Origin of the sequence: Micromonospora sp. NPDC050980 (genome assembly GCF_040653835.1) — a bacterium.
Lineage (GTDB): Bacteria > Actinomycetota > Actinomycetes > Mycobacteriales > Micromonosporaceae > Micromonospora.
This window is the reverse complement of sequence record NZ_JBFAGS010000007.1, coordinates 262937-275818: the sequence shown is the minus strand read 5'-3', so window position 1 is coordinate 275818 and position 12882 is coordinate 262937. Positions and strand designations below refer to the sequence as shown.

Sequence of the window (12882 nt, the reverse complement as noted above, 5' to 3'; positions counted from 1 at the left end):
GGGGCGGGCGAGCAGCGACCAACTTCACGCCCGCCCTCGGGCTGCCTGACGTGTGCGGTGCCTCCGCTACTGGGCGGCGGGAGCGAGCTGGAACGTCGCGTGCTTTCCGTCGATCCGAATCGCCTTGCCGGCGCCGACGAGTTTGTCGGCGGCGTTGGCGACCGCGCCGGGGCTGGCTTTCCTCGCGTCGGTGCCGACGTTCGCGGCGTCGATGAGCTTGGACAACTCGCCGGTCTTGTAGGCCCGGTCAGGGTGCGCTTCGAGGATGTCCAGCACCGCTGCGCGCAGCGAGCCCTTCGCCCGGCGGCTGCGCCCTGGTGCCGTGGTCGACGAGTCCGGGGTGGCGACAGCCTGCGCTTCGCTGTCGTCGAGCGTGCCGGCCTGCGGGGGGTCGTCGTCGACCGTCGGTGCGGGGTCGTCACCTGTGGGCGGCTCGTCCGCGGGCGCGGACGGTTCGGCGGCGGGAGGTTCGCCTTCGGCGGTGCTGTCGGGCGTGCTGGCCCGCTCGCTGGACTTTTCGGTGTCGCCGGGACCGTCGCCAACGGTATCGCCGACGCTGGCCGACTCGTCGGCTGGCGCTTCGGGCTCGGCGAAGGAGGAGTCTGTTGGCGTGGCGGTGCGGCTGGCGCCGACGGTGGCGTGGCCGGAGTCGGTCAGCCGCCACACGGCACGCTTGTCGTCACCTTGGATGCGTTCGGTTTGTCCGGTCCCTTCCCAGACGCGCAGCTTGGCCGTGGCGGTGGAGTAGCCGAGGCCGGCGTGCTCGGCCACGGCGGCGGCGGTGGCGTCGCCGAGATCAGCGAGGGCGGCGAGCACCTTGAACAGGGCGTGCGGTGGCGCGGTTTCCGGTTGATCGGTCATGGGCGTCTCTCCTTGTTGTGTGAGGTCAGCACTGATCCACGCTTCAATCGCGGGAGGAATCAAGTGCGTTGGCCGGATCTGCGGACGCGAGATCCGGCGGAGCGGGATGCGGAGCCACCGCCGGTCAGAACGGCGGCGGCTCGGTGACCGCAGCGGGTTCCTGCCGAGGCGGCAGGTGGGTGGCGGTTCTAGTGCGCAGCCGGGCGGTCAGAGCGGTCAGGTGCAGGCGCATCCGGGTGCGCCGCGGCATGAGGGTCCAGGTGTCGGCGGTCCAGAACCAGCGGTGCGCGCCGATGCCGTAGTAGCCGTCCCGGTCGGGGTGGCAGCGCTCGTCGAGATCGAGGACGACGTCGCCGCCGCCGGTGTCGCGTTCCTCCAGCAGCGCCGCGATGTCACCGTCGAAGCGCAGCAGCGGGAATTCCCCGGGCATGCTGCCCATCCGCCACGGGCCGGTCAGGTCCTCGGCAATCCGTCGGGCCGTGCTCCGGTCGAAACGGCAGATGAGACCGCCGGCGTCCGTGCTGCAGTCGTCGGCGACCAGGGCGGGATAGCTCTGGTTGCGGACTTGCCGCGAGGAGACCATGACCGGTCGCCAGCGCGCGTCGGGTGGCGCGATGTCGCCGCGGTAGTCGAAGGACTGCAGGTGTGTCGCGTCGAGAGCGGCGCCGGGCCACACTCCGGTGTCGATCGCCAGCCAGTTGCGCGCGAGGTCGCGCGCGCCGCGTAGAACGTCGATTAGCCGCCGCTCGGCGGCGGTCGACGAACCGAGCGGCAGGTACCGGTGTTGTGGCCGCTCGCGTTCGCTGCTCGCGGTGGTGGTGCGGCGCCAGGAGACGCTGGAGGCGATCTGCTCGTCGCCGTCGCGGGTGTACCAGACCGGGATGCCGTTGGACCGGATGTGTGCGCTCTCGCCGTCGTGGGTGAGGCTCAGCGCCGGGCCGTTGAGCTCGCCGGCGGCGATCTGCCCTGCGGTGAGGCGGTGGGTGGGGCAGGCGAGGGCGTGCTCTGCCAGTGGCAGGACGTCCTCGATGCGGAACCACAATTGGGACATGGTGAGGGAACCTCCGTGAGGGTGTTGGGCTGCAAGAGGAATAGGGCGGCCTGTCTGCGGCCAGTGCTGCGGAAGCCCCATGCCCGGGGCGCCTGGCGCAGCGGGGTGCGAGAGTCGGCGCCACCGGTCCGAGAAGCACGGTCTCGGAAGTGCCGGTGACAGCGCGCTGAGGTGTGTCACGAGGCTGCGGCGATGGGTGACTGCCAGCATCGGGCCGCAGGGCACGTTTGCATTGATGGCGACCGCTGCAGCCCCTGGTGTAAGGGGCTGGCGTGGTCTCTGCCGGACGCGGCCTGATCGGCGGGAGCGCGTCGGTGGTGGAGCGCTCGGGCGTCCGCGCCGGGCCGCAGGTTAGGCGCGGATGGTGCTGAGCAAACGGCGCAGGTCGGCTGCGATCGCGCGGTCTCGGATCTCCGCCGGTGGGTCGTGCAGCACGACGCTGGTGATGGTGGCCGCGCCGCGGTAGCGCAAGAATTGGTAGTGGCGTCCGTCGATGTCGCAGGCGGTCAGTGCTCGTACCGGGATGCCGTCGTCGGCGGCCGGTAGTCCGAGGGCGGTGGCGTCGCGGCGGCCGGATTCGCTGGTGTCGAGTCCTTCGCCGAGGAATGCCATGGCGAGGATGGGCCCGATCTGGGCGCGGGTCCACTCCCGCAGTTCAGGGGCCTTGGCGGTGGTGAACACTGCGGTGATGGCGCGAAGGCCGAGCCGGTAGGGCATCGTCGAGCGGGCGCCGAGCACGGTGTGCAGCTGCCAGATCGACGGGTCGATGGGCAGTTCCTTGACGTCGAGGCTTTCCACGCCGGTGTGGGAGCTGGAGTCGAACACGCCGAGCAGCGCGGGCAGAGCGTCCCAGTCCTGCTCGTCGGCAAGGGCTTCGACAGCGGTCAGCACGGCCGTGATGGCGGCGGCGCGACGTTCTGGGTTCATGGTGTGCCTCCTTGGCATCGGTGGGTGGGGCAGGAACCGGCACCGCCGGGCGGCGCGCCTGGGGTCCCCTGGGTGCGGGGATCGGGGCGCGCCGTCCGGACGGTTGTTATGCGGTGGTGTCGAGGGCGACCGCGAGGAGCCGTTGGCCGGGCTCGAGGGTGTCGAGGTGGCGTAGGGCTTGTTCGAGGTAGCTCACCCGGTGGGTGAGGGAGTCGCTGATCGGGGCCAGTTTGTGGCCGTCGATGGTGAGCATCGCGTCGCCGACGACGGCGCTGGCTGCTCGGTGGTGTTGGTAGGCCATCTGGCCGGCCTGGTACATCTCCAGTTCTCCGACGCCGGGTTGGCCGGGGCCGGGGGTGACGGCCGCGTGCAGTCGCATGGCGTTGACGCGGGGTTGGGCGTGGAAGTCCGCCACCGCGGTGTCGTACGGGTACTTCTGCGGGTCGGTCAGGTGGCGGGTTTCGAAGGTCGGCCACGGGGTGGCCGGCCGGGTGCCACGCACCGCCTGCTCCCAGATCTGGTAGCGGATGGCGGCGCCGATGGCGGCGGCGTGACGCATGCCAGGCAGGTCGAGCAGCCGCAGCGGTCCTCCCGCGCAGGGGATGGGACGGCCTTTGCGCAGGCCGATCATCTGGTTGCGCTGCCACAGCCGAAGCTGCGGTACCGCCCAGAACAGCGGGGTGAGGGTGCCGGTGACATCGAAGTGGGTGCGTAGCTGGTGCGCGGTGAGCGCTTCGGCGGGCACCTCGTCGGGCAGGCAGATGACCATCGTGGCGATGGTCGGCGGCGGCGTCACGGGCGTACGGATGACGCTGTTGACCCGGGCGGGGGCCGGGGGGCGCGCGGGCGCCGCGGTGGCCTTCGCGGGGGTCGGTCGGGTGGGAAGGGCGGGCACGCGGCTGCCGTTGCGGGTCAGCGGGGTGCCGTTGACAGCGGACATGGTGGGGTCCTCCTTTGCTTGGGTGATGAGGTGTCGGGGCGCGCGGAACTGACCGGTTCACCGGGATCGTGGGTCGGGGTCAGGTCGGCAGGCGATGCAGGTCGCGCGTGGGCGCGGGATCGACCAGGCCACCGGGTTCGTGGGGAGGTCGGTGATGCAGGGGCGCGTGGTGCGCTGGTGCGGGTGGTTGGTGCGATCGTCGGGATCGCTGCGGATACACGCTGGGCCGACCGGACCGCGAGGGCCGATGAGCGCCAAGCCGTCGCGGGGCAGTCACGTGGGCACGGTCCGCGACGGGGATGCCTTACAGGTCGCTGTACAAGTCGCGGCGCAGCATGGGCACTCTCCGTGCGGTCCACCCGTGGTCCGCGGCGGCCATTTCCATCACGGTCGCCATGGCCTCGCGGTTGCGCCTGTACTGGTGAGGATCAGAATCTGCCATGTCCATCGTCCATTCCAGATCAGGGTTGGCGAAGACAACGCCGACGGCGGTGCACATCGCCACGAGGGCGGCGACGGCCTCGTCCCCGTCTTCGAAGCCACCGACAGCGAAGCTGTTGTGCTGTACACCCTCGCGCGGAAACTGGACGCTGATGGTCAGGTCTGCCTTCGCTCCCCAATACCAGCCGTAGAATTCGATGTAGTGGGCATTGATGCTGACCGTCTTGCAGATGATGGGTGCCGGGGACACGGAGTGCTGTTCGGTGTTGGTCATAGGTGCTCCTTGAGGTGGGCGCGCCGGGGCGCGCTGGGGTGACCGGCCCACAGGGTGCGTGGGTCGGGTCATGTGGAATGGGCCGGATGGTGCGGGTGGTTGGTGCGACCTCGTGGGCCGTCGCGCGGGGCGCGGGCCGACCGGCTGATGCGGGTGGGCGTCGCGTACCGCTGGGTGCGGCGGGTGTCCCTGAGGTGGGACCGAACCGGGGTGGAGCGATATGTGGGGTGTGGTGGTGACGTGAACGGTAGCCCTGGGCACTCACAGCGGCGGCGGGCCGTGTGGCGGCGTGGCAGGCGGGTTGACCTGCGGTGTGAGAGATCATCGGCCGCCGTGGGCGGTCTTGGTGTGAGTGGCTGTGAGTCGCTGTGAGTGGCGGGCCCGCTCACAGCCGTTCGCCTGCGGTCGGAGCGTCGCGTGCCGCTGGTGCGGCTGTGCGACGGCGGTTGACCTGCGGTGTGAGCGGCTGTGGGCGAGCCGGCGAGGGCTGTCAGGCGTCGTCGGGATCGGTGAAGTGGTGGGGGTTGGTGGCGGTGTCGGGGCCGTGGTCGCTGGGCAGCTCGTGCAGCCAGCGTCGTGAGCCGGGGTCGGAGGTGAGGGTCCAGGCGGGGCCGGCGGGGTGCTCGTGGTGTAGGCCGGTGGCTACCGGCATGGCGGTGGGCACGCCGGCGAGGGCGTCGAGCAGGTTCGCCTCACGTCGGCGGTGGGGCACGCGCAGCAGGACCGGGTAGCGGGGTCCGAACTCGGCGAGCCGTTCGTAGGCGCGCAGCTTGCCCAGCACGATGCGCAGCGGTTCGGTGCCGTTGTCGTGTTCGAGGAAGAACCCGACGGTGCGGCCGGCGGCGCGCCAGATGCCGTGGCCGTCGGGTCGCACGCCGGCGATGGCGTAGGCGGCGGTGGCGTGCTGCTCGGACCACCAGCGGACCAGTTCGGCGTCGCGGTCGGCGCGGGTGTAGGCGTGCAGGTCGATGAAGAGCTGGTTGGTGCCGAGTAGGTGGCTCATTCGGCCGCTGCCGATGATGCGGTGGGCGCGTTCCACGCTGGTGCGGGGGGCGGGGGCGTCGGGCCGCAGCGGGTCGCTGTAGGCGCGGGGGTGCACGTCGATGCCGAGCGGGCCGAGGGTGTAGAGGTACTGGTCGGTGCCGGTTCGGGTGTCGCCGAAGCGGTGCACGGCCTCGTAGCGGTGCAGGGCGGCCAGGCGCAGCAGCGCGGAGCGCTTGGAGGGGAACAGGGCGGCGGCGATCTGGTCGGCGGAGAGCAGGTAGTGCTCGGCGAGCCAGTCGAGCAGGTCGTGGTCGCGCAGGGTCAGTAGCCGCAGGCGGGCCAGCCGCTCATCCTTGCTGAGCCGGCGAGGAGGTGGGGTGGGTCGAGGTTCGGACGGGTCGGGTTCGGGAGTGTGTGAGTGGCGGGACATGGTGATCTCCTCAGGGGGAGTAGGGAGGAATCCCCCTCCTTTCAGGAGGGAGTCTGGAACTGTCACTGCCGGTGAGCAGCAGTGGTCACCGGCGGTGTGCTGCAGTGACAGGCCGATCGGCCGGTGTGATGGCCGGCGACGGCGGTGAGGGGTGGTGAAGGCACGGCGAAGACCGCAGCGAAGGTGCTACCGAAGCCCCTGAGAGAGCCGCAGATGGTGCTCAGCGGCGTGGACGACGAGCTCGTTCCGAGTCGCGGTTGCTGTCCTCAGGGGGCGCGGTGTCGTCCTTCTTCGGGCGGGAGAACTTCTCGACGAGGTCGTCGATGGCGCTCTTGTCCTGGGGTAGGACCTTCTCTGCGGCTACTTCTCGGATGGCGGTGGCCTCGCCGATGACGGGCTTCGGGGCGCGGGTGCGCATGGTGAACGCCGGTGTCTGGCGTCCGTCGGCGACCAGGCGGGTCGCGGTGGTGTAGGCGTCGAGGTGCGTGAGGTCGTGCTCGTCGAGTTCCGGCAGGGTGTGCCGGGCCAGCACCCGCGCGTCCTCGGGCGCGCAGGAGAAGTAGACCTTGTTGCGGGCGTTGGCCGACGCGGCGGCGAGGAGGTCCTTGGGGAACTGGGCGAGGTCCTGATGCGACAGGACGAGGGACAGCCGATACTTGCGGGCCTCGGCGAGCATCGTGTCGAGGCTGTTGGCGAGGGTGAGGAAGTTCTGCGCCTCGTCGATGATCAGGGTGGCGTCGCGGCGCTGGTCGGGGGCGAGGCGGGCGCGGGCGGTGGCGGCCTGCCACACCTGCGCCAGGATCAGCGACCCGAGCAGCTTGCTCGTGTCCTCCCCCAACTGCCCTTTCGGAATCCGCACCAGCAGGGCGCCGCCGTCGAGGACCTTGCCCATGTCGAAGCTGGAGCGCGGGTACTGCATGGTGCGTTTGACGAAGTCGCGCAGCAGGAAGGAGCGCAGCCGAGCCAGGACCGGTCCGATGACCTGTGAGCGCAGGGCAGGGTTGAGCTCGTCGTACCACTGCCAGAAGCCGTGCAGTCCGGCCGGGTCGTCCAGGTCGACGGTCATCGCGGAGCGGAACTGGGCGGAGTTGAGCAGCGGCGGGATGTGTTGCAGGGTGACGTTGGCGTGCCGCAGTAGGGTCAGGCACGCCACTCGCATGACGTCGTCCATGCGGGGGCCCCACGCCTTGGCGAAGATGTTGCCGAAGATCGACACGAGGTTGTCGACGACGAGGTCGGGGTCGTCACCTTCGAGCGGGTTGATGGTGGGCGGGTTGGGTTGGTCGGGGTCGAACAGCACGACCCGGTCGGCGACGTCGGCGGGCAGCCGGTCGAGGATGTCCAGGACCAGGTCGCCGTGCGGGTCGATGACCACGGTGCCGCGGCCGGCGATGATGTCGTCGAGGGCCATGTTCACCAACATGGTCGTCTTGCCCGAGCCGGTGGATCCGATCACGTGCATGTGATACCTCGAATCCGGCACGGACAGGCCGACACGGTGCCCGCCCATCTGCGCGTCGCCGAGGATCTTCTCTCCGCGCCCACCTATGGTCACGGCGACCGGGGCCGGCATGGACTTCGCGCGGGCCCGGTCCAGACCGGGTACGGCCAGGTCCTGGGGTAGGGCGGCGAGCGCGGCCAGCTCGGGGGCGCTGGTGAGAAACCCGGCGCCGAGACGCCGCGCAGCCAGCACCGCCGTGGGGTGGGGCATACGGGCGCGGTGGGTAAGCCGGTTGCGGGCGGAGTACACGGCGAACGCGGAGGCGATGATGTCCGCGAGGCCGCGCAGCCGGGGCCGCTGGTCGGTGTGGGCGCGGCCGGTGTCCTTGGCGACGGCGTAGCGCACGGCGGTCTCCCACAGCGGGTGGGCGCTCTTGTCGAGGATGGCGCGCACGTCGCGTTCCACGCTCGGGTCCCGCCGTACCGACGGCGCCGCGCGACTGGTGCCGGCGGTGCGCCCGGGTAGGAACGCCTCGATGAGCCACAGCAGTGGTGCGGCCGGGTTGATGGTGGGCAGGGCGGTCTTGCCGTCGCGTAGCCGGCCGGCGGCGCGGCGGGCCCGCTGCGCGCGGCGGGGTGCGGCGGGTCGGGCGAGGATCTGCACGCAGGCGTGCTCGTCGGCGCGCAGGCTGGCCCCGGCGGACATCAGGGGGCGCAGCGGGTCGGTGTCGTGGTCGGTGCGCAGCGGCAGCCATTCGGCGGCCGTGGGCAGCAGATGCCCTCCGACAGCGGCCGTGTCGAGAGGGATCGGCGGTTGCGGGTTGTCCTCGGTGGTGCAGGCGGCGCCGGGCCATGCGGCGCGTACGGCCGCTTCGACGGCGCCAGGTGGGACGGTGCCGGGCACCCACACGGAGATGAGCAGCCGCCGCCCGCTCCACGTGTACTGCCACACGACGTGTGGGCTGCCGTAGCGCAGCCGGCGCCGCCGCGAGGGGGTGAGGGTGCCGGCGAGGTTGGCCCACAGCGCCGCGGCGCTGTGCGGGTCGACCTCCGGCGGTGGGGCGATGGTCACCAGCCGGGCGCCCTCGGCGTGGCGACGGTGCCGCCACGCTGCGAGGAGGTTGCGAGCGGCTACGAAGGCGACCAGCGCGGTCGCGGCGACGGCGAGCAGCCACGGTCGCTGGCCAGCCCACGCGGCGGCGTCGAGCAGCCACCGAGTCGCGTCCGTGGGGGGCATGATGCCGGTGGGCGGGGTGACATCTGTGGCGGGTGCGCTGGGTGCGGGAACAGAGGTGAGGTGGGCGGTGGGGTTCACAGGTCCTCCTCGTCGTCGAGGCCGGGCAGCTCGCCGGGACGGGTCGTCGCGAGGCGATGCTCGGCGTCGGAGGCGATCGCCTCGAAGCTGGTGCGGTTGGTGCCGGAGATCAGGAGCCCGGTCCCGACGCGGGCGGCGAGCAGGAGGCGCCGCTCGCCGGCGGTGAGGCCGAACGCGCCGCCGATGGCGTCGATGGCCTGCGGTGCCTGCTTGAGCAGCACCTGGGTGGCCGCGTTGGCGACGACCGCCTGGCCGAGGTCGGTGCCCAGGACGTCGGCGACATCCTGGGTGATCACCGCGAGTCCGGCGTGACGCTTACGGGCGGCCTTCGACATGCGAAAGAGGAAGCGGGCGCCTTCGCCGTCGCGCATGAGCAGCCACGCCTCGTCGACCACGACCAGCCGCCTGGTCGCTGACCGGCCGGGGGCGTCGACCTGCCGCCAGATCGCATCGAGGGCGAGGAGGGTGCCGACGGTGCGCAGCTCGTCGGGTAGCTGCCGCAGCGACCACACGACCAGATGCCCGTCGAGGCGGGTGGTGGAGGGCCCGTCGAACAGCTGAGAGAACGAGCCGTGCACCCACGGGGCGATGCGGGCGGCGAGCTGCCCGGCGGCCGGATCACTGTCGGCGTCCAGGCATGCGGCGAGGTCGCGCAGCAGTGGCGCGGGCCGATGGTGGGTGGCGGGGTCGGCGGTGATCCCGGCGTGGCGGTAGACGGCGAGGATCGCCCGGTCCAGGGCGGCGCGTTCGGCCGGTGGCGGTTGGTGGCCGAGCAGGACGGCGACGAGGGTGTGCAAGAACAGGCCGCGGCGGGTCAGCACGTCGGGTCGGGTGTCTCCGGCGGGCAGGTCGAGCGGGTTGATCTTCACGCCGGGAGCGCCGAGGCGCACCACCGTGCCGCCGACAGCGTCGGCCAGGCGCAGGTATTCGTCTTCAGGGTCGATGACGGCGACCTGCACCTGCTGGTAGAGGTTGCGCAGGATCTCCAGCTTCACGAAGTAGGACTTGCCGGCGCCCGAGCGGGCCAGCACGACGGAGTTGTGGTTCTCCTGCACCCAGCGGTCCCACCACACGATGCCCTGAGAGTCCGGGTTGACCCCGTAGAGCACGCCGCCTTCGGCGGGCGGGTCGCCGGGCAGCGGCGCGGGCAGGTCCGCCGACGCGAGGGGAAAAGCGGCGGCGAGGGCCTGCGTGTCCATGGTGCGGCGCATCTGCAGGCTGTCGGTACACAGGGGCAGGGTGGTGGTCCAACCGGCGAGGTGCCGCCAGGTCGCGGGCTGCACCTCGATCAGCGTGGACGCGGCGGCGGCCTTCACCTGCGCGCACGCCTGCAGGAGTTCGTCTTCGGTGCGGGCGTGCACGGTCAGGTACAGCCCGACGCGGAACAGTTTCGCCTGCCCGCGGGCCAAGCGCCCGGCGAGGTCGGCGGCGTCGTCGGCCGCCGCCTCAACGTGGGGGTCGGCGAGCTTGCCCGCTCCGGCGTCGGCGCGGCGGCTGGACTCGAAGCGGGCACGCTGAGTACGCAGCCGCGCCGCCGCGATCGGTGCGGGCAGCGGGTCGATGTGCAGGGCCAGGTCGAGGCGGCCCGGCCACGACAGGAGAGGCTCCAGCCAGGCGTGGCCGACCTCGGCGGGGTAGCCGGTGACCACAAGGGTCGCGGCGTAGCCGTCGCCGACGCGCAGCATCCGCGGGGTCACCTCCACCGAGGCCGGCGCGACGGCGCCCGCCAGCGATGAGCGCTGGCGGGCGCCGGTGTTGGTGCGAGATCGTGTGCGGGTTCTCATCGGGGTCCCTTCTTCTGGCGGGCGGGGGTGGCGGGGCCGGTGATGACGGCGTCCGGGGCGGCGAGGCCGCCGGGGCGGGCCGGTCGGTAGGGGTCTGCGGCGGCGGCGATCGCCGCGGTGACCGCCGTCCCGTCCAGGGCGCGGGTGGTGACACCGAGACCGGACAGGGTCCGGACGGTGTCGTCGGCGCGTCGCCGCGCCGCGTGCTCGCCGCGCTCGCCCGCGCTGTTGCGGGTGACGATGAGGACCTGCCGGCGCAGCGGATCCCGCCGGGTGGCGAGGTCGTCGAGGAACCGGGCGTGGTCGGCCGCCGCCTCCGCGAGTGCCGGGTGTCCGAGTGCGTCCACCGTCTGCGACAGGGTGCGGGCGGCGGAGTGCAGGTCGACCGGCTGCGCCGAGACGACGATCTGCGTCGGCGTGGACAGGCTGTTGAGCCAGCGGCCGAACGTGTCGACCAGGGCTGCCTGCTCGTCGGCGGTGCGCAGCGCCAGGTTGACGCTGGTCGCGGCGACCATCGCCGCCCGCGCACCGCCCAGGCGGATCTCCCCGCCGTCGTCGATCGCGTCGGCCGGAAGTGTTAGCGGTGCCGGCACCATCACCCTGCTCTGGGGCACGTGCACCCAGTCGGGTGTCGCCGAACCGGTGTCCGTCGTCGACATCGCCCGGGGCGCCCGCGAGTGCCGGACGGCGGCGAGCAGCCACACGTCCAGTGACAGGCCGTCGCGGCGGCCCACGGCGACACCGAAGACCAGGCCGCCGAGGATGACGGCGGCGCCGACGATCACCGGCGCCGGGACGAGCGTGTGCAGGCCCCGCCAGGCGCCGTAGAAGGCCAGCGCGGCGACGGCGAGGATCGCGAGCTGACGGAAGGTCAGCCCGTACAGAACCTTGTCGGGGGCGTCGACGTCGGCGGGCATCCGCACCCGCTCGGACACAGCATGTTCGGTGCGGGTGCTCATCGGCTCACCGACCGAAGTCCACGACCGAGACCGGGGATCGACCGGGTGACCTGCTGCACGACGATGACCCGCGCCGCCATGCCGAGCACGTTCATCCCGCCGCCGCTGTTACCCGCGCTGACGTAGCGGCGCATGAGCGCCGGCACCCGCAGCGTGGTCCACAGCATGACCATCACCACGAAAAGGTTGATCACCCCGCCCGGATCCACCGGCAGGCCGAGCACAGGCAGCAGGTGGTCGGGGTCGGTGAGCATCCACTGCCCGGCGTACAGGGTGAAGCCCTGCACTATCGGCACGGCGAGGACACCGGCGTAGGACTTCCACCACAGGCGGGCCACCGGGTCGGTCTGCGGCAGCGCGTGACACGCGAGCGCGATGGGCGCGGCGGCGGTGAGGACGAGCACGACGGCGAAGCGGACGATCACGCTGAACGCGGTGGAGGCGAGCAGGACCCCGATGATCGCCACGCAGATCACGAACAGCAGCACCGCGATCTTGTCCTGCCCCGCGGTGATGTGGGTCTTGATGGCCCGGAGCGCGCCGTCGCTGTCTCCCTCGGGAGTGGTCAGGGCTGCGGTGAGGGCGTTGCCGAGGTCGATGAGCATGCCGCACCACAGCTGCGAGAAGTGCGCGGCGATGAAGCCCACGATCAAGCGAGGGAGCAGGTCCTTGACGGTGTATTGGGATCGTTCGTCGCCGCCGCCGGTCACGGTGAGCACGCCGGCGGCGACGAACGCCAAGACGAACACGGTGTCCACGACGAGGATCGAACGGCCGGTCAGGGCCTGCACTTGCGGCAGGGCGGTGACGTTCGGGGTGATCAGCAGCGCGCTGCTGATCACCCCGATCAGCGCGTCCAGGGTCGCCAGGATCGCCGCGGCGAGCCAGTCGAGAATCTGGCCGAGCACGTAACTCATGACGGCGATCCGACGATGCCCTTAACGACACCGAGCAGGATCGGAGCCAGCACGGCGAGGCCGTAGCCGATCAGAGCGTTCTTCAGTGCGCTCTTGGCCTTGTCGACCTGCGCGGGGTCACCTCCAGCGGTGGCCCAGTAGACGCCGGCCAGGACGAGGAACAGGGTGGCGACGGCCGCGAGGATGCCGATCAGCCATGCCTGCAGGTTGGCGATGACGACCGGTAGGGAATTCGCCGCCAGGGCAGGCCCGCCGCTGTCGGCGTACGCGGCGGCGGGCACGGACAGAAACAGCAGCACCTCACCGGTGACGGCGGCGACGCGGCCGACCTGACGGGCGGTGCGGGAGCGGGTGAGGGCACGAAGACGTGCCGGAATGCGGGACATTGAGCGTTCACCTCCGGCCCCGGCCGGGTGAGGGCGGGGCGGTTGTCGGCGGTCCGGGTGGGTGGACCGCCGCCAGAGGGGCGCGGGCGCGGACAGCGCCTCGAAGCACGACCGTCCCCGGGAGGAGCACGTCCTCCCTTGTCGGGTAGCGATCTGTTCGATGAGGTGTCAGC

At 71.7% G+C, this 12882-nt stretch carries 11 protein-coding genes; all 11 read right to left on the bottom strand.

The window, feature by feature from the left end; translation table 11 throughout:
- Window positions 1-66 precede the first annotated feature (66 nt).
- Entirely contained in the window at window positions 67-924 is an 858-nt protein-coding gene (locus AB0H28_RS14490; RefSeq protein WP_358038946.1) for a MarR family transcriptional regulator, read from the bottom strand.
- A gap of 61 nt (window positions 925-985) precedes the next feature.
- Entirely contained in the window at window positions 986-1912 is a 927-nt protein-coding gene (locus AB0H28_RS14485; protein WP_358038943.1) for a hypothetical protein, read from the bottom strand.
- A gap of 351 nt (window positions 1913-2263) precedes the next feature.
- Window positions 2264-2839 (bottom strand): hypothetical protein, encoded by a 576-nt coding sequence (locus AB0H28_RS14480; protein WP_358038940.1) that lies wholly within the window; start codon window positions 2837-2839, stop codon window positions 2264-2266.
- 106 nt (window positions 2840-2945) lie between these two features.
- The gene (locus tag AB0H28_RS14475) at window positions 2946-3779 is read right to left on the bottom strand and encodes a hypothetical protein (RefSeq protein WP_358038937.1); all 834 of its coding nucleotides are present in this window, start codon (window positions 3777-3779) and stop codon (window positions 2946-2948) included.
- A 304-nt stretch (window positions 3780-4083) separates the two neighbouring features.
- Complete coding sequence (locus AB0H28_RS14470; protein WP_358038934.1) at window positions 4084-4494, bottom strand: hypothetical protein; 411 nt, start codon at window positions 4492-4494, stop codon at window positions 4084-4086.
- A 490-nt stretch (window positions 4495-4984) separates the two neighbouring features.
- Window positions 4985-5908 carry a replication-relaxation family protein gene (locus AB0H28_RS14465; protein ID WP_358038931.1) on the bottom strand — a complete coding sequence of 308 codons (924 nt, stop codon included), beginning with the start codon at window positions 5906-5908 and terminating at the stop codon, window positions 4985-4987.
- Between the two features lie 220 nt (window positions 5909-6128).
- On the bottom strand, window positions 6129-8663 hold the full coding sequence (locus tag AB0H28_RS14460) for a DUF87 domain-containing protein (protein ID WP_358038928.1): 2535 nt from the start codon (window positions 8661-8663) through the stop codon (window positions 6129-6131).
- Entirely contained in the window at window positions 8660-10447 is a 1788-nt protein-coding gene (locus AB0H28_RS14455; RefSeq protein WP_358038925.1) for a DUF87 domain-containing protein, read from the bottom strand. The genes AB0H28_RS14460 and AB0H28_RS14455 overlap by 4 nt, the downstream gene beginning before the upstream one ends.
- Window positions 10444-11406 (bottom strand): PrgI family protein, encoded by a 963-nt coding sequence (locus AB0H28_RS14450; RefSeq protein ID WP_358038922.1) that lies wholly within the window; start codon window positions 11404-11406, stop codon window positions 10444-10446. Before AB0H28_RS14450 ends, AB0H28_RS14455 begins: the two co-directional genes overlap by 4 nt.
- Window positions 11403-12323: a type IV secretion system protein gene (locus AB0H28_RS14445; protein WP_358038919.1), complete on the bottom strand. Its 921-nt coding sequence runs from the start codon at window positions 12321-12323 to the stop codon at window positions 11403-11405. Before AB0H28_RS14445 ends, AB0H28_RS14450 begins: the two co-directional genes overlap by 4 nt.
- The gene (locus AB0H28_RS14440) at window positions 12320-12709 is read right to left on the bottom strand and encodes a pilin (RefSeq protein ID WP_358038916.1); all 390 of its coding nucleotides are present in this window, start codon (window positions 12707-12709) and stop codon (window positions 12320-12322) included. The genes AB0H28_RS14445 and AB0H28_RS14440 overlap by 4 nt, the downstream gene beginning before the upstream one ends.
- Window positions 12710-12882 lie beyond the last annotated feature (173 nt).